Consider the following 24044-nt stretch of genomic DNA (forward strand, 5'->3'; position numbering starts at 1 on the left):
GAGTCGGTGGTCACTTTAAAGCGCTTATGACGACGACATTTAATGCCGTGTTGCTCTTTGATGCTTCTTACCATATACAGGCTAATGTTGTGGCCTTGCTCGCTTAGATGAGCATGCAGTCGATCTACGTCATAACGTTCTTTCGTTTCACTCTGAGCCGCTTTAACCAGTAATTCAGACTGGTTGCGATGTATCTGCTGGTCACTGATGTCACGACTAATCCAGTCGTAATAGCTTGAGGGCTTAACCCTTAACACACGGCACATAGTGGTGATGCTAAATATCTGCTGATTGTCTTTAATAAAGGCGTACTTCACTAACTGTGCTTGACAAAGTACGCCGTCGCCTCATTCGAGCATAGCTCTCATCTTGCGTCGGGGCGAAGCAGTGCTTCGCTTTATCCCTCCTCATTTAAGATCTCGCGCTCCTCTTCAGCCACTTTAAGCTGCCGCTTGAGCTGCTTTATTTCTTGAAGAGCACTCATAAGATCAGGATCATATTGCTCTGTGCCGACAAGCTTGCCTTGATTGGCTTTGTTATGCCAATTTGATAGCGTTTGCATGGCAATGCCAAGCTGCTTTGCGGTAGCCGAGATATTGCCATTATTGTCTGATATCTTCTTGACAGCTTCTGCTTTAAATTCGTCACTGTAGGTTCTTACTTTATTGGTCATGATAAACTCCGATTAATACGCTTAGTTTACCAAGTTTATCTCTACGGTTTCTTCAGCATAGCTCAAGCCGCAGCAAAATGCTTATGTTGAGCGTTATAACAAAATGGTGCGTTATGATTGGCTGAACCAAGAGCTGTTTACCAGATTAGATCAAGTTCGGCAGCAGGCCGAGCATTGGCTATATCATTATAATTATGAACGCCCAAATATGGGCAATGGCGGCTTTACACCGATTAAGAAACCAAATCAGGCAGTTTAATTCTATTTATTAGGGGTCTTAAGTTTGGGAGGATTACCGTTCAGTCTAATAAGTTTCGGTGTCCGGTTTTGTCAGCTTAAATCAAAACTTCCTATAGGTACTTTATAAGAAGTTTTACTTTTGATGTGTGTTATTTTAGGGGACAGTTATTCTTATTATTGCTTGTAAATGTTGTTTTTCCTCCTAATGTCAATAGAAAGCGATATTAAACGATTTCGATAGTCTGCTTCAATAGCTTGCAGTCTATTAACATTACTTAGTAATGTTTGTATTTGTGCATGATATTCTTTAATAACATTATCAAGTGTTTGCTGTAACAACACTACCAAACTATCGCAGATATTCTTATACAATTGTACTTCGTTCGCAAGGGGCAAATTAGAGTTTCCTTCATCATTTTGATAGACGACTGGATTAATTAGTCGCAGGGTATGCCAATTATCAAGGCAAACCTGTGAGTTAGTTAAAGTCTCGTTTATTTGAGTTTGTAGTTGTTCTTGGGTTTGGTAAGCTATATCGCTTAGTAGGTTATCGACATTATATAAGGGGTGATAACTATCCATTAAATCAGGTATTCTCGGCAATATTGTTCGCCATACTTGTTCAATCATAGTCGCTTTATAGCTTTCTAAATTGTCGAGTTCTTTAGTGAGTGATTTATTAAGTATCGATACGCGATTTTCAAGTCCCTCTTGTAATGGGTCAAAGACTTGCTCTTGTAAATAATGTAAAAAAATCTCAGCAGGTTTACGTTGTTTATAATTAATAGCAGGTTTAATCAAATCCAACAAGGCTAATAATAGCCTATCAATACCTGCATCCTCCATGGCTTTAGCAGAGCAGTTTTGGTATTTTGCCATATGTGCTGATATTGATACGGTTGGTTTCAACAGGGTGGTATCAACTGCCATCATCTCAAGTTTTCGTATAGCACGAGTTTGGACATCTTGTTCTTGTAACTGACGTTGTGAAGGGGATTTATTGCAAAGTACATGGCAAATTTCCCCATCCTTTACATCTTCTTCTAGATAATCGCTACGAGTAATGATTGGTAAAAGTGGCTTTTGGCGGTGCAACTCTTGGGATAATGTGTCCAGCTCATGCACCTGACCAGGTGATGACGAACTACTCAGCCACAAGACCCCGTCGGCACTTTCCATAAATCGCTCGGTTAAGGCGGCATTGATAGCAGTGAGTGAATGCAGCCCTGGCGTGTCTAGTAACACTAATTGCTCGCCCAAGTACACACCTTGTAAGCGTGCCGTGGTCTCGGTTGCCCCTTCTTGAAAGATAGCGTCAGTCAAAATGATATCACCGTCTTGGATATAAAAATATTGCACACTTTGCTGTGCCTGATAAAAACAATCAGCCAACAGATTACATAGTGAACTTTTACCTGCATTAAACTTCCCAAACACTAAGAATATCACTTTACTGTCTAACTGCTCACCCAAGTCTTGGGCAGTTATCAAGGCTTGATAAGATGTTTGGCGGGTTAAAGCACTCTCTTCAAACCATTGATTAAATTCATTAATTTTCTCGGTAATATTGCCTTGCGGGCTAAATGGCGAAGCGTCCAGTCTATTGCGGCGAAGGTCAGCTAGCAGTTGCTGTTGCCAAGTTTGCAATTCAGCTAATTGACTGGTTAAGTTGTCTAAATTGTTTACTGAACTGCCATTTAACTGCTTTGAGGCGGTAATAAACTGGTCAAGAGCGGATGGTATGATTGGTATGTCCGACATCACATATTCTCCAAGTCGCTGACAGCTATCAATGCGGCCTTAATATGGGCTAGGTTAGCGTTAAGCTTATCAATGTGTTGTTTATTCGCCATACGTTCTTGTGATACTTCAAAATAATTACAAAACTCCCGTTTTAGCCGTTGTCGTCCGGCCTCTTGAAAAAAAATCAGGTTTAACTCTCGTCGCAGCTTCACCGATACACCTAACACCGCTACCAACACAGTATCTATGCTGCGTACATTAGTTTTTTGACTTTCAGGCAAACCGACCACACCATAGCGAATCAGATGGCTGTTAATGTCAATACATGCCCTTGAATAAGCAACTTGAATGCGATTTCGCTCTTTCTTCCCAGCGGTAAGTTGATATTTGGTCGCAAAGGAATCGACTTCTAACGATGCATCTTTACCGACCACCTGCATAATTGGACGTAAATCATCTTGTACTTTATTTAAGACTTTGAATAAATCTTGCTCAAAATCATAGCGTTGGTCGGTTAGATATTGGCTTAACTCTTTAATCTGTTGTTGGGTATTATATTGTAATAGTTTTAAGTGGGATTTAAGCTCCTGACAAATAGAAGTCTTTTCAAAAGCACGCACATCAGCGACTTTTGTCAAAGCTTCGGTTAATCGTTGCTTTAGCTGGGAAATACCACTTTTTTCAACTAATAAAGTTTTATTTTTTTCAATGCCTTGTCGATGGCGCTGAGCAGACACATATAAGGCATTATCAAGTGTGCCTTGTTGCTTTAATCGCTCAGTAATTTGATGCAAAATCTCTTCATTTCCCAGTTGGTCGATTTGAGTAAAAACAACAATCGTTTGTCGGCGAGTTTTATGTTCATCAGCTTGTAACGCTGCTAACAATACAACTTCTTGAGCGTCAAGTTCGCCTTCTCTTAATGAGTGCACAAATAAACGAATGTCTGATTGCTGCCAAACCGCCAATTGCGCACACTGATCATCGTTGTAATTGACATCGGCATCAAGCCCAGGAGCATCAAGCCACCGTACCTGATTCCGAATATAGTTGTTTAAAGTCGTAGTTTCTCTCTTATCTGCCACTGCAAATTTATCTTCGCCCATCAGTTCATTTAATAGACGGCTTTTTCCATGATTGTACTTACCTACGACAGTGACCGTCGGAATATCGCCCGCGAGCGTAATTGCTCGAAAGCGTGCTAGTTGCTCAGTATATTCGGGAATAATGGTTAAAATTGTGCGGCAAAGCGAGTCAAACGGTTGCAAAGTCATGGCGACAACGTCCTCATTATAGCTTTTTTCACTACATTTTTTGATACTTATTTAAAAAAATCAGACCAATATTGATAAATGGTCTGATTACAATAGTCCAGCTTCCAATAATAGATGGCTGCTTAACCCTGGAGACGGGGTCTTTTATCAACCACTTGGTTATCTACCCCATTAACCAATGGGCTTAAATGAATATCAAATATCATTTCAGCAAACGGACTTTCCATATCAAAAGCTTTTAAATCTTCCGGACTAGTATACTCAATGGCTTCGACAACCAAGCCTTCACGGGTGGCATAGGCAAAGTCATCATAGGTGTAAGGGTCGCCTGCGACGTTAATTTGAGTGGTTAGTTTACGATGATCAGGCGCCGTGACAAAATAGTGAATATGAGCAGGACGGTTACCATGACGGCCGAGTTGGTTTAAAAGCTGCTGTGTTGGACCCTCAGGTGGACAACCATAACCTGCAGGGATAATGGTACGGACTTTATACTGACCGTTGGCATCGGTAATTACGGTACGCCGCATATTAAACGGTTGTTGTTCACCAGTTGGGTCAAAATGCGAATAAAATCCTTTGGTATTAGAATGCCAAATTTCGACTTTAGCATTGGGAACAGGCTTATTTTCTGCACTATATACGGTGCCATGTAGAATTAGGGGTGTACCATTAGTATCGCTACCATCATCCATGCGGGCATAACCAACTGATTCTGGCGCGCCTGCCACATATAAAGGTCCTTCGATAGTGCGTGGCGTTAGATTATCAATTCCCAATGCCGCATCTTGGGCGTCCATACGCATATCTAAGAAATGATCAAAGCCCAAACCGGGTGATAAAAGACCCGCTTCATTGCTTTGACCTAATGTGTTGAGATACCCAATTGCTTGCCAGTATTCATCCGACGTGATGTCTAGATCTTCAATAGTTTTGAATAGATCAGACACAATGCGGTGTAAAATTTGCTTAACACGGGGGCTGCCGCCGTCTTGTTCAAGTCCGCTCACTAATACCAAAAAATTTTGTACGTCCTTGCTATCAAATATTTTTACAGATTTGATTTCCATGAATATTTCCCTATATTTGTCAAAGTGACATATACACTTTATAAAAAGACGCTATTAAACTTAAAACAAGTATTAATAGTTTTTTACAAGCAAAACCTTGACTAAACTTTAAGCCAAATCTATCGGTCTATACTTTAAACCTAATTTAAACCATATTGTAGCGCTTGGCTAACATATTATAAGTATATAACTATACCTTAAAAGTATATTACAGCTTTATAAATGTGGTGCAGTAGTTTTAAAATATGATGACTTAATCAGCAGACTTTCGAGCTTAAGTAATGAAGAATATTAAAAAACAAAGTATGAGTAGCAAGAAAGCATATGCATTTTACGACATTAGGGCGTGTTGAACATTGGCGATAAAGTGTTGGCAAAAGAAATAGCGAACGTCTAATCTTTAAGTTCTCACACCAAAAGATCACGTTCGCTATGCTTCGTACCATGCTCAAAGATGAACACTGGACTTGCCTCATACCTATCTTACTAGAACTGAATATTTATGACAAAGGAAATCTAAGACAAACCGTTGAAGGCACCTTTTATCGAATGCGCGTTGGTTGCCCTTGGCGTGACTTACCCGAGTATTTTGGTAAGCCTAATACTATCTACAAAGCCTATCAACGCCGGTTTCGCAGTAATAAGTTGATTGCACTGTTCGCTTTATTAATCAAAGATTCAGACCTCGAATGGGTGTTTATCGATGGTACTCATATTAAAGCGCATCAGCATAGCAGTGGTGGTAATGAGAACCTACAAGGTATTAGCAAAAGTGTGGCAGGACGTGCGAGCAAGATTCATTTAGCCGTTGATGCTCATGGTAACCCCATCACTTTTATCTTATCAGATGGCACCACTCATGATGTGAAGATAGCACCAGACTTAATTGATAACATAGATTTGAGCGCAACAGTGACCGTATGCGCCGATAAGGGTTATGATTCTGAGGCACTGCGGGCGCATATTAAACAAGCAGGGACGCGTGATAATATCCCTCGAAAACGAAACACGAAGTCCTCTAACGGCCATATGGATTGGGACTTGTACAAAGTCCGCCACTTAGTAGAAAACACTTTCGCTAAACTAGAAAACTATAGAGCAGTTGCCACAAGATTTGATAAGCTCAAGCAAAGTTATGAAAATACGGTGGCTCTTGCTTGTGCTTATCTCTGGTTGAAATTATGAATGTTCAACACGCCCTAAGCTGATCATTGAGTGGTTGGCTTAAACATAAGTCTATGACTTTGATATATTCAAGTAAATTGTTAGCGGTCTCAGCGCCAAAAAAACGCAATAAAGACTCATAAGGGTGACTGAGCGACTCATCCTCTACAAGTTTTATATCTTCTTTAGTAATGCTACCTTTTTCCTGTGTAGTAGCTAAACCATCAAAAACATCTGCAATTTGAGCTTGCTTTTTTTTAGGTATCTTAGAGAACCTTTTTATGATCTGCTTCACCTAGCCCTTGCTTTCAGGTATTCCCTTTATTGATAGCTGAGTCGGTAGCATACTGATAATATATCGTTGCTCTTCAGCTTTAATCTCATGTAAATTAATATTTTTATTTGGCATAACCAACATCTCTTTGTTTATGACACTATTGCTAATGCCCTCATTTTACTATTAAGAAAAAATCAAGTAAATTGATTTAAAAGCTTAGAGTGTGATAGTAATTTTTTTGCAATTTCTTGAGTGCCTCGGCTGTCAGAACTACCATTCAACGCTGCATCTTTCCTACTCAATACTTTACTTAGGCGAGGCGTTTAATATTAAGGGTGATTTTAAGAGGACTATAGGTGCAATTATGTAATAAACGACAAAATAATTTACTTTTGTCTATAATTATAGATTAGGCGAACTCTACTGCTTAGGTGACAATATCAGCGATTTTTGGGGTATGATATTATCAATTTCAGTAGAACAAAGAAACATGTATTCAACACAACCTAGCATAAAAAATTGCTGTTAAGCGCCGTCTGATGTAACTTGACAGCATTTTTAATTTTTGATAAGTACTCAGGTGGCGTGGTTAATATTGGGGTTTGATAGTTTACTTAGGTGACGCTGTTAATATCGGGGTTTGAAAGTACTGCTAATAGTATTAGAAGCTTGTCAAATCTCTTCACGCTTATAATCAAATCCTCGTTCATCATAGACTTGATAAGTCACGTCCAATAATGTTTTTAATAGCTCTGATTTGTCAAAATGCCTGACACTCATCACAATCGGCGAGGTTAATAACCCATCTTCAAATGGAAGATAACTTACTTCCTGATCCCGCAAATGCTCAAGCGTTTTTGGAACAATAGTCAACCCCTCGCCAGCTGCTACCAACCCTAATGCAACATGCAGCTCACGTACTTCAGTAAAATATTTGACTTTCAAGTTACGAGCTTCAAACAACTCCAACACATAATCAATAAAGCTAGGCCGTGGCGATGTTGGATACAAAAACAAACTTTCACTGGTTAAATCTATCAGATTAATACTAGTACGACCTTCCTTTATAAAGGTGTGGTTTATAGGAACTGCAACAACCAAACTCTCTTGTCTAAGAACCATTCTTCTGATAGAAGCATCTTCAAATAATAACCTTCCAAATCCTACATCTATTTTACCATCTACTAGTCCTTGCGTTTGCTGCCAAGAGTTAAGCTCTTGGAGTTTAATTTCTAGGTTTGGGTAGAATGTACGAAAATGGGCAATAATTTTCGGCAAAATGCCATAGAGTATTGAGGACACAAAACCTATAGATATTGAGTTATCAGAATTGGCCTTCCGCATTGTCATAGCTTTTAATTTTTCAGACTTTGCAAGTATCTGAATAGCATGATCATAAAAAAATTCGCCAGCTTCGGTAAGTTTTAACGGACGATTGTCTCTATCAATTAATGTGACATTTATCTCTTCTTCTAATTGTCTTATCTGACGGCTTAGTGGAGGTTGTGAAATAAACAAACGCTCTGCTGCCTTATTAAAACTCTTTTCCTCTGCCACCGCCACAAAGTAGCGTAAATGTCTCAATTCCATTGAATATTATTCCTTAAGTGACTGCGAGGTTATCGATACCTAAAGAACATAACATAGTGCGTATCGATTATCAAAATACCTAAAAGGTATCAATAAAAAACTAAATAGGTCTTAGACATGTCGTTATTCAGCATCTATAGTTCTTATTAAGCATAAGAAAGCATCATTTATTCGATAGGGACTGTCATGATTCGTTCAATTAACACTTTATTGGTACCGATACCTACTATAAGAGCTCATAAGCTCGCTTGTACCGTTATGAACGAACAAGTTTTAGTATTGGTACACATTCAAACAGAAGATGGCTATGAAGGTTGGGGCGAAGCAACCACGATTGGCGGTCTAAGCTACGCAGAAGAAAGCCCTCGTAGTATCAAAACCAATATTGATAACTACTTCACTCCTCTTTTATTAAAAGAACAACCAACGAGCGCAGCAAAAGCCATGCAGCTGCTCAATATTCATATCAATGGTAATCGCTTTGCAAAATGCGCGATTGAAACTGCCCTACTCGACATCGAAGGCAAACGCCTAAATCTACCAGTAAGTGAGCTGATCGGTGGCCGTGTCCGCGATCGTATCGAAGTGGCTTGGACGCTTGCCAGCGGCGATACAGCAACAGATATCGCAGAAGCTAAGCGCATGATTAAGCAAAAGCACCATCGTATTTTCAAATTAAAAATTGGTAGCAACTCTATTGTTGATGACGTTGCCCATGTATTGGCAATTAAACAAGCACTACCTGATTGCCGCATTACGGTTGACATTAACCAAGCATGGACAGAGCTTGAGGCGATGAAAGGTATTAGCTTACTACAAGCGGGCGGTATCGACTTGATAGAACAGCCGGTCTCAATGCGCAATAAAGCAGCGCTAAAACGTTTAACTGACCGTTTTGATGTTGCCATTATGGCCGATGAGATTGTCCAAGATCCTCAAAATGCCTTTCATTTAGCGTCCGCTCATTGTGCCGACGTGTTTGCGGTAAAAATTAATCAAGCAGGCGGACTAAAAGCAGCTTGTCTTATTGGGAAAATGGCACATCTAGCAGGTATAGAGCTGTATGGTGGCACCATGCTAGAAGGCCCTATCGGCACGGCGGCCTCTGCTCATGTGTTCTCCACTTATCCTAGTTTAAACTTTGATACTGAGCTTTTTGGGCCATTATTATTGACCGAAGATGTCTTAGTACAGCCACTTGATTATCAAAATTTTGGATTAAATATACCTACGGGCGCTGGCCTTGGCATCGAAGTAGATAGCGATAAAGTTTATCACTACGCCAAACAAGCACTCACGACATTACCTAATTATTCAAAATCGTCACTTGTTAATGAAGTTCAAACTGAAGCGCTTTAAGTGCTAAACCAAACTACTCGTTATTAGTCATCAAAAATATAAGGAAATAATTATGTTATACCACGTCAAAATGGATGTCTTAATCCCAACAGATATGGATGCCGATAAGGTCAACGAGCTTAAAGCAACAGAAAAAGCATTATCACAAAAGCTGCAAGAGCAAGGTAAATGGCGTCATATTTGGCGCATAGCAGGTCAGTATTCTAACTTCAGTATCTTTGATGTAGAGAGTAATGAAGAGCTACATAGCATCATGATGTCGCTGCCACTCTATCCGTACATGGACGTTGAGGTCACACCATTATTACGTCATCCATCATCTGTTCGTAGTGATGACAGCTAGAGTCATAAATTTACTTTTAAGATTTAACAACCTATTGAGCAAGATCAAGCGTAACACCGAATCTCATTTAACACCGTTACTATACAAGGAAGGCAGCCATGAGCCAGCGTATCAATCTAGTACCTGAAGGATCAGACATAAATATTGATGATTTTTTAGAAGAAAACAGCGAAAAAGGGATTTATCGTCTGCATCGTAGCGCCTTCACCAACGAAGAGCTGTTCGAGCTTGAGATGAAGTACATCTTTGAGAACAATTGGGTGTATTTGGCTCATGAATCTCAAGTTCCTGATAACAACGACTATTACACCTCCTACATTGGTCGTCAGCCCATTATTCTTGCCCGCAATAAAGAAGGCGAGCTGCATTGCATGATCAACTCTTGCTCCCACCGCGGCGCGCAGTTATGCCGTCACAAAAAGGGAAATAAAGCTACTTACACTTGCCCGTTTCATGGTTGGACCTTTAACAACTCAGGCAAGTTGCTGAAAGTTAAAGACCCAAGACATGCAGGCTATCCAGAATGCTTCAATAAAGAAGGCTCACACGACCTAAAGCAAGTGAAGATGGCTAATTATAAAGGCTTTATCTTTGCCAGCCTAAATGATGACGTTCAATCAATCGAAGACTGGCTTGGTGGCTCAACCAAAATTATTGACATGATTGTGAATCAGTCACCAGAGGGCTTAGAAGTTCTACGCGGCACCTCAACCTATACCTTTGATGGCAACTGGAAACTACAAGCCGAAAACGGTGCTGATGGCTATCATGTTTCAGCCGTCCATTGGAACTATGCTGCAACTACCGCGCGCCGTAAAGAAACTGAAGCTGTCAAAGAAGATAATATCAAAGCCATGAACGCTGGTAAATGGGGTCGACAAGGCGGTGGTTTCTACTCTTTTGAAAATGGTCATATGTTGCTATGGACACAGTGGGAAAACCCACAAGATCGTCCAAACTATGCCTATCGCGATGATTATGTTGCCAACTACGGTGAAGCCATGGCGGACTGGATGATTGGGCGTTCACGTAACTTATGTCTATATCCAAACGTCTATATCATGGATCAGTTCAGCTCACAAATTCGTATGTTACGCCCTATCGCCGTTGACAAAACTGAAGTCAGCATTTGGTGTATCGCACCAAAAGGTGAAAGCGATGAGTCTCGTGCGCGACGTATTCGTCAGTATGAAGACTTTTTTAACGTTACTGGTATGGCGACACCTGATGACTTAGAAGAGTTTCGCTCGTGCCAAGAAGGCTATAACGGCATCAAACTCGAATGGAACGATATGTGCCGAGGCTCTGAGCACTGGATTCAAGGTGCAGATGAAGGCGCTGCCGCTATTGACCTCAAACCTTTAATGAGTGGTGTCAAAACTGAAGACGAAGGGCTATATACCGTTCAGCATCGCTACTGGCATGAAGAGATGAAAAAAGCTCTAGAACAAGAGCAGCAGCTACACGGAGCTAATAGAGACTAATAATTTATTATTAATCTCTATTTATTGTAGAACTGACAAAAAACAAGGATATCAATCATGAAAAATGTAACTGTTAATATTGAAAACATTAGACAGTTTCTATACCGTGAAGCGCGTTTATTGGATGAAAAAAAATGGGAAGAATGGCTCACTTATTATGATGAAGACTGCCCTTTTTGGATGCCAAGTTGGGATGATGATGGACAATTAATCACTGATCCACAACGAGAAATTTCGCTGATTTACTATCCGGATCGCCGTGGTCTTGAAGATCGCATTTTCCGCATCGAGACTGAACGCTCATCAGCGACCATTCCTGATACTCGTACCACGCACAATTTATCGAATATTGAATTAATTGAAGACAACGACGGTATTGTGACGGTACGTTTTAACTGGATCAACAAATCCTTTCGCTATCACGAGACCAATACCTATTGGGGTTACTCTCAGTACAAAATAGACATGACTCCAGACCAGCCAAAAATTTTGGATAAGTATGTGGTCTTAAAAGACGACTATGTTCATCAAATCATGGACGTCTATCACGTCTAAACATTATTTATTCATTAATTAGTCACCACGTGTTGAAAAGGGATATTTCTCATGGAATATAATATTGCTCTACAGTTCGAAGACGGCATCACAGGCTTTATCAAATGTGAAGCCGACGAAACGGTCGCCGAAGCCGCATATCGTCAAAAGTTTAATATTCCTGTGGATTGTCTAGATGGTGCTTGTGGTACTTGCCGTTGCCATTGTGAATCTGGCAGCTATGACATGCATCCTGATATGTATATCGAAGATGCACTAACAGAGGTTGAAGCCGCTGAAGGTTATGTTCTTACCTGTCAGATGATTCCTGAAAGCGACTGCGTGATCAAGGTACCAAGTTCTTCTGAAGCATGTAAGGTTGGTAAGTCAACATTTAAAGGTAAGCTACAACAGCTCAACGTCTTGTCAGAATCTACCATTCATTTTGGTGTCGAAGTCGACAACTCAGATGCTTTGGTATTTCTTCCGGGTCAATACGTCAATATTCGTATTCCTGATACTGATGAAACACGCTCTTATTCGTTTAGCTCAGTGCCAAGCGCTAAGCATGCAGAGTTTGTAGTACGTAATATACCTAACGGTAAAATGAGTACTTTTTTATCTGATACTGCGACCATAGGTCAAGAGATTGGTTTTGAAGGTCCATTTGGTAGCTTTTATCTACGCCCTCTTGTCCGCCCAACGCTATTTCTAGCAGGTGGCACCGGTATTGCACCTTTTCTCTCAATGCTAAAAAGCTTAGAAGTGTCTGGTGCTCATCATCCCGTCAGAATGGTTTACGGCGTCACCAACGATTTTGATCTTATAGAAGTCGAAAAACTGGAAGAGGCAAAACAGAACCACCCTTGGTTTGACTACCGTACCTGTGTCGCAAGTGATGACAGCCATCATGAACGTAAAGGTTATGTCACAGGTCATGTTGACAATGAGTGGTTGAACGATGGTGATGTCGATGTTTATTTATGTGGTCCGCTAGCGATGGTAGATGCGGTAAGTAATTGGTTAGATAGCAGCAATTTAAAACCGAGTAATTTTTACTATGAAAAATTTACACCAAGTGAAAAGTAATCTAGATTAAAACTTATTACTGCCGCGTAAAACGATGAGCATTATTTTTAGGAAACCGTCATGAATAAAAGATTTGATAATAAGGTATGTATCATTACGGGCGCCGCCCAGGGTATCGGGCGTGGTGTTGCCTTACGTCTAGCAAGTGAGGGCGGTAAAATCGTCATGGTAGATTTCTCACCACTCGTAGAAGAGGTATTAGCTAAAATTACCGCCAATGGCGGAGATGCCACCGCCATCCAAGTTGATCTTGAAACGTATCAGGGTGCCAAGAAGGCTGTTGAAAAAGCACTCGACACGTACGGGCGAATTGATGTTTTAGTCAATAACGTCGGCGGTGCGATATGGATGAAACCTTTTATTAACTTTTCTGAAGAAGAGATTCAAAAGGAAATCAGCCGCTCATTATTTCCAACCTTATGGTCTTGCCATGCGGTATTGTCAACGATGGTTGAACAGCAGTCAGGCACCATTGTTAATGTGTCTTCTATTGCCACTCGCGGCATCAACCGTATCCCTTACTCAACGGCTAAAGGCGGCGTCAATGCTATGACAGCGTCACTTGCCTTTGAATATGCAAACGATGGAATCCGTGTCAATGCAGTTGCCACCGGTGGCACTGAAGCGCCACCTAGAAAAATTCCTCGTAATACTCAGCCTTTAACAGCTGATGAAAAAAGTTGGATGGATGCCGTAGTAGATCAAACCATCGATCGCACCTTTATGAAGCGCTATGGCACGATCAATGAGCAAGTGAACGCTATCGCTTTTTTGGCGTCAGACGAATCTTCTTATATCACTGGTAGCACGATTCCTGTAGGTGGTGGCGACGAAGGATAATCGCAATAATGCGTCAATAACAAGAGTAAACTTTAATTTGTCACTCTGTGATAAATGCTGATTTGCAAGGAAGCAATATGGCCTCTGTCATCCGAACCCTAAAAAACGACTGGTCGCTCTCTGCATCAGTTGCAGGATTTTTAGCGGTCCTTATATCTTATGCTGGGCCTTTAATTATCTTTTTTCAGGCCGCACAAGCTGCGCAAGTGTCAGATGCCATGATGGCATCTTGGATTTGGGGTGTCTCAATCGGTGCGGCCATTCCTGGTATATACTTATCTATCAAATATAAAACACCCGTGATAACTGCGTGGTCAGCGCCTGGCACTGCTCTACTAGTCACGCTATTTCCGCAGATGACTATCAATGAAGCCATTGCTGGTTATATTATCTCGGCTATTGTCATATTTATCATTGGAGCAACAGGATACTTCGATAAAATCTTAAAATGGATTCCTAACGGTATTGCCGCTGGCATGATGGCAGGAATTTTATTTCAGTTCGGGTTAGAGTTATTTAAAGCCACTGATACCATGCCATTCATTGTTTTTAGTATGTTGGCTTGCTACCTATTCGCTAAACGCTTATCACCGCGCTATACGATGATTTGGGTCCTAATGTGCGGCGTCATCTTAAGCATCTTACTTGGCAAAATGAACCCTATCGATTTTGATCTAGCGATTACTATACCTACATTCATAACACCTGAATGGTCGTGGAACTCAACATTTAACCTCGCTATACCACTAATTCTTGTCAGCTTAACTGGGCAGTTTTTACCGGGGATGGCTATTTTAAATTTAAGTGGCTATGACACGCCAGCCAAGCCTATTGTCGCCATATCCAGTCTCTCATCGTTAGCAGTCGCTTGTGTTGGTGGTATTACCATCGTACTTGCCGCCATTACTGCAGCGCTTTGCACTGGTAAGGACTCTCATGAGTTAAAAGAAAAACGTTATATCGCAGGCGTCGCCAATGGCATCTTTTATTTATTTGGTGGTTTATTTGCAGGAAGTATTGTAATGATATTTAGCCTTCTACCAAAAGAGTTGGTCGCGGCATTGGCTGGTTTGGCCTTAATTGGTGCCATCTCTGCCAATATTACGCTCGCTATGAAAGACGATAGTCAAAAAGACTCTGCATTGATTACATTTTTGGCGACAGCATCGGGTATGAGCTTTTTGGGATTAAGCTCTGTTTTTTGGGGCATTCTTATCGGCATGATTGCTCATCATATTCTGACCAAAAAGCGTCTACTACCTACATCATCGGACTCATTAACGGCCTCTAACAATGAAGCACATTAAGAGTCACCCTCTTATGACAAAACTTAAGTAGTGTCAAAGGAATGATTCAACTTGTACACAGCTTATCAATCTTAAAGACACTACATTATATGACTTTTTATAGGACACAACCATGATTAATAAAGCTGATAAAAGCATCTCTGACGCACTCAGTCAAATTAAAGATGGCTCCACTATTATGATTGGTGGCTTCGGTACAGCAGGGCAACCAGCTGAACTCATCGATGGCCTGATTAACTTGGGCATTAAAAACTTGATTATCATTAATAACAACGCAGGAAATGGTGATTATGGTCTTGCCAAACTACTTGAAACAGGTGCTGTGCGAAAAATTATCTGTTCTTTTCCACGTCAGTCCGACTCTTGGGTTTTTGATAAACTTTATCATGCTGGCGAAATCGAGCTTGAACTGGTACCACAGGGTAATTTGGCCTGCCGTATTCAAGCAGCAGGTATGGGGCTCGGTGCAGTATACACACCAACAGGTTTTGGCACTTTACTCGCAGAAGGCAAAGAGACTCGTATTATAGATGGTAAAGACTACGTCTTAGAATATCCTATCAAAGCTGATTTTGCCTTAATTAAAGCAGATAAAGGAGATCGCTGGGGCAATTTAGTTTATCGAAAATCGGCACGTAATTTTGGTCCTATTATGGCCATGGCAGCTGATGTGACTATTGCTCAAGTCTCTGAGACGGTTGAGCTTAGCGCGCTTGATCCTGAGCACATTATTACTCCGGGTATCTTTGTGCAGCATGTTGTACAAATTCAGCCTGCTAGTACTGCAACGACCGCCACGGCTTAATACTGCAAATTACAAGGAGCATCATCATGAGTCATACCTTACTAACCCGTGAACAAATCGCTGAGCGTGCTGCACAAGATATTCCAGATGGTGCCTACGTCAATTTAGGCATCGGCTTACCCACCAAAATTGCCCAATACTTACCTGATGATCAAGATGTATTTTTACATTCAGAGAATGGTCTCTTGGCTTTTGGACCACCACCTACTAAAGGTGAAGAAGACCCTGAACTGATTAATGCTGGAAAAGAATACGTCACCATGCTAGATGGCGGTAGCTTCTTTCATCATGGCGACTCTTTTGCCATGATGCGCGGTGGTCATATCGATATTTGTGTATTAGGCGCGTTTCAAGTGGCTACCAATGGCGATTTAGCCAACTGGAGTACTGGGGCAGAGGATGCAATACCTGCTGTTGGCGGTGCTATGGACTTAGCCGTCGGCGCCAAAAAAGTCTTTGTGATGACCAACCACACGACCAAGACTGGCGACCCTAAAATCGTTAGCGAGCTTACCTACCCTGTGACTGGCAAAAACTGCGTTGATCGAATTTATACTGACCTATGTGTCATCGATGTCACTGATAAGGGCTTAGTAGTCACTGAGATGGTCGATGGTATAAGCTTTGAGGATCTACAAGCATTGACTGGCGCGACGTTAGTCGACGCTACTAAATAAGAGCATCTCTTAATTAAAACTCAGGATAATCACCATGACTACTTCAACTACTGGTTTAAACAACGCCTATATTATCGATGCCATTCGCACCCCTTTTGGACGCTACGGTGGCGATTTAGCACCAGTCCGTGCTGATGATTTAGGTGCTATCCCAATCAAAGCGTTAATAGAACGTAACTCCAATGTCGACTGGGTACAAATCGATGACGTCATCTATGGCTGCGCTAACCAAAGTGGCGAAGACAATCGCAACGTCGGGCGTATGTCGTCCTTGCTAGCAGGTCTACCTTATCAAGTACCTGCAACGACTGTTAACCGCTTGTGCGGCTCATCAATGGATGCGTTAGCCATCGCCGCGCGTGCTATAAAGGCTGGTGAAGCTAATCTCATTATCGCAGGTGGTGTTGAGAGTATGAGCCGTGCGCCATTTGTAATGGGCAAATCAGAAAAACCGTTTGACCGTACACACAAACTTGAAGACACGACTATGGGCTGGCGCTTTATCAACCCAAAGCTTGATGCGTTATATGGTACGGAAACGATGCCACAAACCGCTGAAAATGTCGCAGAGCAATTCAATGTCAATCGTGCTGACCAAGATGCACTTGCGCTACGTAGCCAACAACGGACTGCTGTAGCCCAAGAGTCAGGATTTTTCAAAGATGAGATTACCCCAGTCATCATTCCACAACGTAAAGGCGCGGCTGTTATCGTCGATACCGACGAGCACCCTCGCGCTGATACTACGCTCGAGAAGTTAACCAAATTGCGTGCCATCGTCAAAGAAAACGGTACTGTCACTGCTGGTAATGCATCAGGCATCAATGATGGAGCAGCGGCTTTTTTAGTGGCGTCAGAGCAAGCGGTTAAAGCCTTCAACCTTAAACCTCGTGCCCGAATTGTAGCAGCGACAACAGTTGGGGTTGAACCACGTATTATGGGTTTTGCACCTGCACCTGCCATTAAAAAACTGCTTAAACAAGCTGGGTTATCACTCGATGAGATGGATGTTATTGAACTAAATGAGGCTTTTGCAGCTCAAGCGTTGGCTTGTACACGTGATTTAGGATTGGCTGATGATAGCGAGCGTGTCAATCCGAATGGCGGTGCGATTGCGCTTGGTCATCCACTTGGTGCTTCAGGAGCGCGATTAATCTTAACGGCACTTAATCAACTTGAACATAATGAAAAGCGTTATGCAATTTGCTCGATGTGTATTGGTGTTGGACAAGGTATTGCAATGATTATTGAACGGATTGATTATCAAGCATAGTACTCATAACTATATACGCCTTTAACTTTCTACTTATAAATAAGGAAGATCAGCATGCCTATATTTGATAACCAAGAAATTGCTCTGAACTATGCCACTTTTGGTGATAGCAACAACCCCGCTCTAATATTTTCCAACTCTTTGGGTACCAGCTATAATATGTGGCAGCCACAAATCGATGCCTTGCTGAATGATTATTTTATTATCTGCTACGACACCCGTGGTCATGGTAAGTCCTCCACACCAAAAGGTCCTTATAGTTTGGAGCAGCTTGGGCAAGATGTGATTGATTTGCTTGATCATTTAAGTATAGATGAAGCGTTTTTTTGTGGCATCTCTATGGGTGGTTTGACTGGTCAATGGTTAGCTATCAACTATCCTGACCGCTTCCATCACTTAATGCTATGCAATACCGCAGCCAAGATTGGAGTGGAAGCCGCATGGCGTGAGCGAGCGCAATTGGTACGTGAGAAAGGATTAGAGCCTATCGCCTCGACAGCAGCGGTTCGTTGGTTCACGGCAGGTTTTATCAATGATTATCCTGATGTAGTCGCCGTCTTGTCTAGCGCTCTTGCAGCTGGCAGTAGCGAAGGCTATGCCAGCTGCTGCGAAGCGTTGTCTGTCGCTGATACTCGCGAGCAATTAAAAAACATCCGCGTGCCTGTCACAGTACTTGCTGGCACTGAGGATCCAGTGACAACGGTTGCTGATGGTCAATATATAGTAGAGCATACCCCTAATGCTACTCTCACTACTATCAACGCTTCCCATATCTCAAATATTGAGCAGCCTGAAGAGTTCAACAAACTAATCAAACAATATATGCATGATCAATAAAATTATTGTTCAACAGGACTAGGCAACATCACCAGATTGTTTAGCCATGAAAAAATAGTCTAATAACCCAAAATTTGAATCTTTCATTCAACTTAAGAAAAGCATCTCTATATCTTTTAGATATAGAGATGCTTTTCTTATCTGTGTTTTATCACATATCACTGCTTTTTGTAAGTTTTCATCAAAACCATATACCTTGTAAGTATGAATCAATACTTAGATAGTTTTTGACTTACTTGAGAGAAAACAATAACTTAATAAAGACTTATAGGGATATTACCCATGGAGAAAAACGAATGGACTCACCCACATTAAACATCAATAAAGTTATTGATGAAGCCAAATTTGCCCCTTTTCACTGGAAAGTATTGTTCTGGTGCTTATTGATTATTATCTTTGATGGCTATGATCTTATTATTTATGGTGTGGCACTACCGCTACTCATGGAAGAATGGTCGTTAACTGCTGTACAAGCAGGATTTCTTGCCAGTGCTGCACTTTTTGGCATGATGTTTGGCGCCATGATTTTTGGGACTCTCTCAGACAAGATTGGACGTAAAAAAACTATCATGATTTGTGTTGGCTTGTTCAGTAGCTTTACATTTTCTGGTGCTTTTGCTAGTGGTCCAATGCAATTTGCCGCCTTGCGCTTTATTGCAGGCTTAGGTATCGGTGGCGTGATGCCAATCTGTGTGGCCCTAACCTCCGAATATGCGCCAAAACGCATTCGCAGTACCTTAGTGGCTGTAATGTTCAGTGGCTATGCTATTGGTGGCATGGCATCCGCGTTACTGGGCTCGTTTTTGGTTGTAGATTATGGATGGGAGATTATGTTTTATATCGCTGGTATCCCAATGCTACTCCTGCCAATAATTTGGAAGATGCTGCCTGAATCTTTGATGTATTTGGTAAAAGAGAAGCGAGATAAGGAAGCCAAAGTCATCGTTCAAAAACTGGCGCCACAAGCAACGATTACCACTTCTACCGGTCTATTGTTAGATGAGCCAACTAAAGGCGATGACGCACCAATTAAAGCTCTGTTTCTGAAAAATAGAGCTTTCACTACTATTATGTTTTGGGTCGCTTTCTTCATGTGCCTACTGATGGTATACGCACTTGCCAGTTGGTTGCCAAAACTAATGATTCAAGCGGGTTATTCACTAGGCGCTAGCATGCTGTTCTTATTTGCGCTCAATATTGGTGGTATGGTGGGTGCTATCGGCGGCGGCGTACTGGCTGATAAGTTTCATCTTAAACCCGTCTTGGCTACTATGTTTGCTTTAGGCGCCGTAGCGTTGATATTGCTTGGTTATAATAGTCCCCAGGTAGTGCTATACACCCTTATCGCGATTGCAGGCGCTACTACTATTGGTTCTCAGATTTTACTTTATACTTTTGTTGCTCAATACTACCCTACAGCTGTACGTACGACAGCAATGGGTTGGGCATCTGGCATCGGTCGCATTGGTGCTATTGTAGGACCTATTCTAACTGGTGCGCTACTTACACTTGAACTAAGCCATCAGACAAACTTTTTGTTTATCGCCATACCAGGAATAATTGCAGCCACTGCTATTTTCCTTGTAAATTTGAATGCAGCAGTAGATAGTAAAAAGAGCAACGTGAAACCAGTTACTTTAGATACATCTATAACAACCTAAATATGACTTAAACTCTATTTTCATTCAGATATTCTTATTTTATAATTATTATAGCTTTTAGCGTATTCACGATGTGGGTACGCTTTTTAAATATCGATGATATATTTAGGGACTGTAGTAGGTAAAGATCACACCATTTTCTCAGATTTTTGAATTTATCGAATAGTAAGCTATAGTTAAATTCAAGCTCGTAATCTGTTTATATACTTTAAGAAAACATCATTTTACTCTATCACTTTAATCATATACAGTATTTTTATCAACCAAATCAGTAAACCCTTTATTTATTAATACCTTAGGGTGATAATTTGAATTCTGGTGGGCGGTTCAGTTTACCATGTCAGCAGCCACCTTGGGGTTAAGTTCAGGGCGTTGACTTAATGTTTATCGCCGCGTTAATGGTACTGTACGCGATATGGTACCCGTCCCTCTACCGTTTAAAACTGGCGTGCCAGGTATCGGCGGACCCATCATTACCGCAGGCGGCGTCGCATTTTATCCAGAACGGTCGATTATTATGTGCGTGGCTACGATCTTGCTAATGGTAATGAGATATAGCGTGCGCGTCTGCCAGCGAGCGTTCAGTCTACACCTGCTACCTATTTAGGTCGTGACGGTCGTCAATATCTGGTTGTAGTGGCTGGTGGACATCGCTATACAGGGACTAAGACTGGCGACTCAGTAATCGCTTATGCACTGCCTGCAAAGGATACTGTATCACAGTAGTCTTATAGACAGGACCTGCTATAAACATCCAGAACAATTAAAAAGAGCGCTCAAGGGCGCTCTTTTTATATTAGACCTCTTGCAAAAGTACCAGTTCATTGACTTCCACTGACGGAGTTACGAGGGCTAGCAATGACTTATGCAAGAGGTCTACTGATTATTCTCATCGTAGTACCTTCTACTATTGCGCTATTAAAAGGGATTACTCATGTCAGTTGCCCCAATCATTTAACGCTCTTCGGCGAGGACTTACCCTATCTAAACCTTTGGCAAAATATAATTGCTAAAACCGATGCCAAATGCTTCCCAGCCGCCCATGCCAGCGCAGGCTTTTCTTTATGTGGCTTAGCGTTTTTACCTAGTCTGCACAAATATCGCTATAGGATAGTTGAAGTAGTGACTGTTTTAGGCTGGACGATGGGTCTATATAAAATGATGTTTGGCGATCACTTTTTTAGTCATACACTGGTATCAATGCTGCTGTCATTGACGATAGCTTGTGCGCTTGCCAGCTTGCTATTTAAAAAATCAACTATTTATGAAGGTTTTTTTTAATCGTTCATATTCGATGCATTAAATGATATTATAACCCATAAAACATCTAATTTGATTGGTTAGTAATTGATATGAATATAAGATTCGATTTCTATACGCCAAGCGAGATTGCAGATATTTTGGGCGAACGCCTAAAAACGCAGCGATTAGTACTAAACCTAACACAAGCCGCTTTAGCAGAAAAAGCAGGTATCGGAGTCAGTACGGTTGCTCGTATTGAGGCGGGTCATGGCGGTACGCTAGACAACCTGATTCGGCTCGCTATCGCACTTGGCATGATTAATCATTTTGCCGAGTTATTTGATATCACACCGACAAGTATCGAAGATATTATCGCCAAGCAAAATCCACGTTTGCGCGCCTCCAACAAAAGCGGTAAGTAGCTCTATGTATCAACCAATATCTGTTGTCAATGTTTACTATCGAGGCTTTGATGCAAAGCGCCTTATTGGTCAACTGACGATGGATGCACGTCGCCCTGTATTTGGCTATGATGCAGCCTGGCTAGCAGATGGGCTTGAGCTATCACCCATAGAGATGCCATTACGCGCGGCGCCCTATTATGGCAGTCATGCGTCAAGTCATTATCTATGCGGCCTTTTGTCTGATAGCTTGCCTGATGGTTGGAGCATGCTACTCATGGATAGGTTCTTTCGAAGAACAAGCTCTAATACTGCGCCAGTCAATGTTTTAGATCGCTTAGCTTATATTGGCGACTCTGCGATGGGGGCACTTAGTTTCGAGCCTCAGCATGACTTATCTGCTAATGTCATTGACATGAGTGAGCTGACTTTAGCCAAGCTTGCGGCGGCCAATCAAACCATTTTATCAGGTCAAGACAGTGACATATTAGCCGAGCTTATCGTTATTGGTGGCTCCCCACAAGGCGCTAGACCAAAAGCGCTGGTGTTATACGATGAATCAAGTGACTTTATTACCACTGATGCAGCAAGTAAGAACCCATCTGCGACGTCTTGGCTTATCAAGTTCCCTGCTCAATCTAAGCATAAAAGCGTTTGTTTATTAGAAGCGCTTTTATGCTTAGATTGAGCGGATGACAAATTGATAGTGTTATACAAGTTGTTAAATTTGTTGTTAAAAATAAATTACCTCTCTCCCCTAACCCTTGCTAACAAAGGATTTAACAACCTGAGTCGTTGCGTGGTGGGCGCACCAATCATTGTATTTAGACATAACCTCGCATTACCTCAATCCACTACAGCCCCCGAATTGACTTACGTTACATCTTCCTGCATCACTTGTCATTACACAACTGCATGATGTTTTACTGTTTAAGCCTGTTTTTAATAATAGCAAACAATTTCACTTCAATATGTAGTGCTATATTTAGCTCATCCTTACTAATTGTAGCAATACTCAGGTGGCTTGCTTAATATCGAGGTTTGGGCTAACTTAAGGGCCGTTACTGTAACGCTAAGCATATAGCCTTACTGAGTTCTATAACCAAAACGGTATCAGCCATACCTATTAGTAACGTCATTAGCAATGGTCATATGAGAGCATGCCTGAATAATGATACCCTTAGCTAATAATTTAACAGTAACATTCAAGGTAACTATAAAAGATCAAGGACAGATAAAAAATGGAAATTGTAATCTTAGAGTCGCTAGGAATTAGTGATGAAGAGTTAAATGTAATATCAAAATCTTTAACGGATAATGGCCATAAATTAGTGGTATATAACGATGGCAAGTTAGATGATGAGACCCTTAAGATAAGGATCAAAGATGCAGAGATTTTAGTGCTCGCTAATACACCACTGAGTGGTGAAGTGATCGACACTGCAGAAAAATTAAAATATATTTCAGTCGCCTTCACCGGCTATAATCATATTGATTTAGAAAAGTGTAAAGAAAAGGGAATTAAAGTTTCAAACGCTGCGGGTTACAGTACCAATTCTGTCGCAGAAATCACTTTTGGGCTAATCATTTCACTGCTACGTAATATTGTACCTTTAGAGACAATCGTTAGAGACGGAGGTACAAAGAATGGTTACAGACAGAGTGATTTAAAAGGCAAGACTTTGGGAGTCTTAGGGACTGGCGACATAGGTGGTGCCGTCGCTGAATTAGGATTAGCTTTCGGCTGTAAAGTCATCGCTTATAACCGAAGTGAAAAGCCAGCCTTGATAAGTAAAGGGGTAGAATATAAATCGTTAGATGAAGTCTTAAAGAGCAGTGATATTGTTACTATTCATACGCCACTGACGGATGAAACTAAACACTTAATTGATAAAGATAAGCTTGAATTGATGAAAGCCAGTTCATTTTTAATCAACACGGCTGTGGGCCCGATTGTTGATAATGATGCATTAGCAGAAGCACTGCGCAATGGGACTATCGCTGGCGCAGGTTTAGATAGAGTAGATATAGAGCCGCCAATTCCTGCAGATTACCCAATTCTAGATGCGCCGAATGTCGTCCTACTTCCGCATATTGGATTTGCAACAGAAGAAGCGATGGTAAGAAGAGCCAAAATTACTTTTGAAAATATTGTTAAATG

Annotated in this window: 23 protein-coding genes and 2 pseudogenes; 19 read left to right on the forward strand and 6 right to left on the reverse strand. The window is 41.3% G+C overall.

Annotation, left to right across the window (positions count from 1 at the left end):
• Nucleotides 1-673: pseudogene (locus ACT3TU_RS09005) on the reverse strand (transposase); the annotation flags it as partial.
• Nucleotides 674-740: 67 nt separating this feature from the next.
• On the opposite strand from ACT3TU_RS09005, the pseudogene ACT3TU_RS09010 reads away from it, so the two are divergent.
• Nucleotides 741-932, forward strand: a pseudogene (locus ACT3TU_RS09010) (integrase core domain-containing protein); the annotation flags it as partial.
• Between the two features lie 155 nt (nt 933-1087).
• On the opposite strand, the gene ACT3TU_RS09015 reads toward ACT3TU_RS09010, so the two are convergent.
• From ACT3TU_RS09015 to catA, 3 genes are all read right to left on the reverse strand, one after another.
• On the reverse strand, nt 1088-2674 hold the full coding sequence (locus tag ACT3TU_RS09015) for a GTPase (RefSeq protein ID WP_443562278.1): 1587 nt from the start codon (nt 2672-2674) through the stop codon (nt 1088-1090).
• The gene (locus ACT3TU_RS09020; protein ID WP_443562280.1) at nt 2674-3930 is read right to left on the reverse strand and encodes a GTPase; all 1257 of its coding nucleotides are present in this window, start codon (nt 3928-3930) and stop codon (nt 2674-2676) included. The genes ACT3TU_RS09015 and ACT3TU_RS09020 overlap by 1 nt, the downstream gene beginning before the upstream one ends.
• 122 nt (nt 3931-4052) lie before the next feature.
• Nucleotides 4053-5000, reverse strand: coding sequence for a catechol 1,2-dioxygenase (gene catA, locus ACT3TU_RS09025; RefSeq protein ID WP_443562282.1), 948 nt, complete (start codon nt 4998-5000; stop codon nt 4053-4055).
• 432 nt (nt 5001-5432) lie between these two features.
• Here catA and ACT3TU_RS09030 point away from each other — a divergent pair, with 432 nt between their 5' ends.
• Nucleotides 5433-6185, forward strand: coding sequence for an IS5 family transposase (locus tag ACT3TU_RS09030; RefSeq protein WP_443562284.1), 753 nt, complete (start codon nt 5433-5435; stop codon nt 6183-6185).
• A 4-nt stretch (nt 6186-6189) separates the two neighbouring features.
• Here the strand turns inward: ACT3TU_RS09030 and ACT3TU_RS09035 are convergent, their stop codons facing one another.
• Nucleotides 6190-6459, reverse strand: a complete 270-nt coding sequence (locus tag ACT3TU_RS09035) for a hypothetical protein (protein WP_443562285.1) — start codon at nt 6457-6459, stop codon at nt 6190-6192.
• 654 nt (nt 6460-7113) lie between these two features.
• Nucleotides 7114-8031 carry a LysR substrate-binding domain-containing protein gene (locus tag ACT3TU_RS09040; RefSeq protein WP_443562287.1) on the reverse strand — a complete coding sequence of 306 codons (918 nt, stop codon included), beginning with the start codon at nt 8029-8031 and terminating at the stop codon, nt 7114-7116.
• Nucleotides 8032-8217: 186 nt separating this feature from the next.
• On the opposite strand from ACT3TU_RS09040, the gene ACT3TU_RS09045 reads away from it, so the two are divergent.
• The 17 genes from ACT3TU_RS09045 to ACT3TU_RS09125 all read left to right on the forward strand — a co-directional run.
• Entirely contained in the window at nt 8218-9390 is a 1173-nt protein-coding gene (locus ACT3TU_RS09045; protein ID WP_443562289.1) for a muconate/chloromuconate family cycloisomerase, read from the forward strand.
• Between the two features lie 52 nt (nt 9391-9442).
• Nucleotides 9443-9733: a muconolactone Delta-isomerase gene (gene catC, locus ACT3TU_RS09050; RefSeq protein WP_443562291.1), complete on the forward strand. Its 291-nt coding sequence runs from the start codon at nt 9443-9445 to the stop codon at nt 9731-9733.
• 98 nt (nt 9734-9831) lie between these two features.
• Nucleotides 9832-11217 carry a benzoate 1,2-dioxygenase large subunit gene (gene benA / locus ACT3TU_RS09055; RefSeq protein WP_443575282.1) on the forward strand — a complete coding sequence of 462 codons (1386 nt, stop codon included), beginning with the start codon at nt 9832-9834 and terminating at the stop codon, nt 11215-11217.
• A gap of 57 nt (nt 11218-11274) precedes the next feature.
• Nucleotides 11275-11772 carry a benzoate 1,2-dioxygenase small subunit gene (gene benB, locus ACT3TU_RS09060; protein WP_444784297.1) on the forward strand — a complete coding sequence of 166 codons (498 nt, stop codon included), beginning with the start codon at nt 11275-11277 and terminating at the stop codon, nt 11770-11772.
• A 51-nt stretch (nt 11773-11823) separates the two neighbouring features.
• Nucleotides 11824-12840, forward strand: a complete 1017-nt coding sequence (benC, locus tag ACT3TU_RS09065; protein WP_443575280.1) for a benzoate 1,2-dioxygenase electron transfer component BenC — start codon at nt 11824-11826, stop codon at nt 12838-12840.
• Nucleotides 12841-12900: 60 nt separating this feature from the next.
• On the forward strand, nt 12901-13680 hold the full coding sequence (locus ACT3TU_RS09070) for a 1,6-dihydroxycyclohexa-2,4-diene-1-carboxylate dehydrogenase (protein ID WP_443575279.1): 780 nt from the start codon (nt 12901-12903) through the stop codon (nt 13678-13680).
• A 77-nt stretch (nt 13681-13757) separates the two neighbouring features.
• Nucleotides 13758-14987 carry a benzoate/H(+) symporter BenE gene (benE, locus tag ACT3TU_RS09075; protein WP_443575278.1) on the forward strand — a complete coding sequence of 410 codons (1230 nt, stop codon included), beginning with the start codon at nt 13758-13760 and terminating at the stop codon, nt 14985-14987.
• Between the two features lie 112 nt (nt 14988-15099).
• The gene (locus tag ACT3TU_RS09080; RefSeq protein ID WP_443575277.1) at nt 15100-15792 is read left to right on the forward strand and encodes a 3-oxoacid CoA-transferase subunit A; all 693 of its coding nucleotides are present in this window, start codon (nt 15100-15102) and stop codon (nt 15790-15792) included.
• A gap of 26 nt (nt 15793-15818) precedes the next feature.
• Entirely contained in the window at nt 15819-16469 is a 651-nt protein-coding gene (locus ACT3TU_RS09085) for a 3-oxoacid CoA-transferase subunit B (protein ID WP_443575276.1), read from the forward strand.
• A gap of 34 nt (nt 16470-16503) precedes the next feature.
• Complete coding sequence (pcaF, locus tag ACT3TU_RS09090; protein WP_443562306.1) at nt 16504-17742, forward strand: 3-oxoadipyl-CoA thiolase; 1239 nt, start codon at nt 16504-16506, stop codon at nt 17740-17742.
• A gap of 54 nt (nt 17743-17796) precedes the next feature.
• Nucleotides 17797-18579: a 3-oxoadipate enol-lactonase gene (pcaD, locus tag ACT3TU_RS09095; RefSeq protein WP_443562307.1), complete on the forward strand. Its 783-nt coding sequence runs from the start codon at nt 17797-17799 to the stop codon at nt 18577-18579.
• A 296-nt stretch (nt 18580-18875) separates the two neighbouring features.
• Nucleotides 18876-20240 (forward strand): MFS transporter, encoded by a 1365-nt coding sequence (locus ACT3TU_RS09100; RefSeq protein WP_443562309.1) that lies wholly within the window; start codon nt 18876-18878, stop codon nt 20238-20240.
• A 415-nt stretch (nt 20241-20655) separates the two neighbouring features.
• Nucleotides 20656-20847, forward strand: a complete 192-nt coding sequence (locus tag ACT3TU_RS09105; RefSeq protein WP_443562311.1) for a hypothetical protein — start codon at nt 20656-20658, stop codon at nt 20845-20847.
• A gap of 251 nt (nt 20848-21098) precedes the next feature.
• The gene (locus tag ACT3TU_RS09110) at nt 21099-21521 is read left to right on the forward strand and encodes a phosphatase PAP2 family protein (RefSeq protein ID WP_443562312.1); all 423 of its coding nucleotides are present in this window, start codon (nt 21099-21101) and stop codon (nt 21519-21521) included.
• Nucleotides 21522-21592: 71 nt separating this feature from the next.
• Nucleotides 21593-21904, forward strand: coding sequence for a helix-turn-helix domain-containing protein (locus ACT3TU_RS09115; protein ID WP_443562314.1), 312 nt, complete (start codon nt 21593-21595; stop codon nt 21902-21904).
• A 4-nt stretch (nt 21905-21908) separates the two neighbouring features.
• Nucleotides 21909-22571, forward strand: coding sequence for a type II toxin-antitoxin system HipA family toxin (locus ACT3TU_RS09120; protein ID WP_443562316.1), 663 nt, complete (start codon nt 21909-21911; stop codon nt 22569-22571).
• Between the two features lie 553 nt (nt 22572-23124).
• On the forward strand, nt 23125-24044 hold a 920-nt coding region (locus tag ACT3TU_RS09125; RefSeq protein WP_444784298.1), incomplete at its 3' end, for an NAD(P)-dependent oxidoreductase.

The sequence above is a fragment of the Psychrobacter sp. AOP3-A1-26 genome (assembly GCF_052378235.1).
Classification (GTDB): domain Bacteria; phylum Pseudomonadota; class Gammaproteobacteria; order Pseudomonadales; family Moraxellaceae; genus Psychrobacter.

Coding starts and splice junctions, on each gene's coding strand:
- benB (WP_444784297.1), top strand. CDS start 11,275: ATGAAAAATGTAACTGTTAATATTGAAAACATTAGACAGTTTCTATAC.
- ACT3TU_RS09020 (WP_443562280.1), bottom strand. CDS start 3,930: ATGACTTTGCAACCGTTTGACTCGCTTTGCCGCACAATTTTAACCATT.
- ACT3TU_RS09045 (WP_443562289.1), top strand. CDS start 8,218: ATGATTCGTTCAATTAACACTTTATTGGTACCGATACCTACTATAAGA.
- ACT3TU_RS09015 (WP_443562278.1), bottom strand. CDS start 2,674: ATGTCGGACATACCAATCATACCATCCGCTCTTGACCAGTTTATTACC.
- pcaD (WP_443562307.1), top strand. CDS start 17,797: ATGCCTATATTTGATAACCAAGAAATTGCTCTGAACTATGCCACTTTT.
- catC (WP_443562291.1), top strand. CDS start 9,443: ATGTTATACCACGTCAAAATGGATGTCTTAATCCCAACAGATATGGAT.
- ACT3TU_RS09040 (WP_443562287.1), bottom strand. CDS start 8,031: ATGGAATTGAGACATTTACGCTACTTTGTGGCGGTGGCAGAGGAAAAG.
- ACT3TU_RS09030 (WP_443562284.1), top strand. CDS start 5,433: ATGCTTCGTACCATGCTCAAAGATGAACACTGGACTTGCCTCATACCT.
- ACT3TU_RS09080 (WP_443575277.1), top strand. CDS start 15,100: ATGATTAATAAAGCTGATAAAAGCATCTCTGACGCACTCAGTCAAATT.
- ACT3TU_RS09110 (WP_443562312.1), top strand. CDS start 21,099: ATGACTTATGCAAGAGGTCTACTGATTATTCTCATCGTAGTACCTTCT.
- pcaF (WP_443562306.1), top strand. CDS start 16,504: ATGACTACTTCAACTACTGGTTTAAACAACGCCTATATTATCGATGCC.
- benA (WP_443575282.1), top strand. CDS start 9,832: ATGAGCCAGCGTATCAATCTAGTACCTGAAGGATCAGACATAAATATT.
- benC (WP_443575280.1), top strand. CDS start 11,824: ATGGAATATAATATTGCTCTACAGTTCGAAGACGGCATCACAGGCTTT.
- ACT3TU_RS09105 (WP_443562311.1), top strand. CDS start 20,656: ATGGTACCCGTCCCTCTACCGTTTAAAACTGGCGTGCCAGGTATCGGC.
- ACT3TU_RS09120 (WP_443562316.1), top strand. CDS start 21,909: ATGTATCAACCAATATCTGTTGTCAATGTTTACTATCGAGGCTTTGAT.
- ACT3TU_RS09100 (WP_443562309.1), top strand. CDS start 18,876: ATGGACTCACCCACATTAAACATCAATAAAGTTATTGATGAAGCCAAA.
- ACT3TU_RS09070 (WP_443575279.1), top strand. CDS start 12,901: ATGAATAAAAGATTTGATAATAAGGTATGTATCATTACGGGCGCCGCC.
- catA (WP_443562282.1), bottom strand. CDS start 5,000: ATGGAAATCAAATCTGTAAAAATATTTGATAGCAAGGACGTACAAAAT.
- benE (WP_443575278.1), top strand. CDS start 13,758: ATGGCCTCTGTCATCCGAACCCTAAAAAACGACTGGTCGCTCTCTGCA.
- ACT3TU_RS09085 (WP_443575276.1), top strand. CDS start 15,819: ATGAGTCATACCTTACTAACCCGTGAACAAATCGCTGAGCGTGCTGCA.
- ACT3TU_RS09115 (WP_443562314.1), top strand. CDS start 21,593: ATGAATATAAGATTCGATTTCTATACGCCAAGCGAGATTGCAGATATT.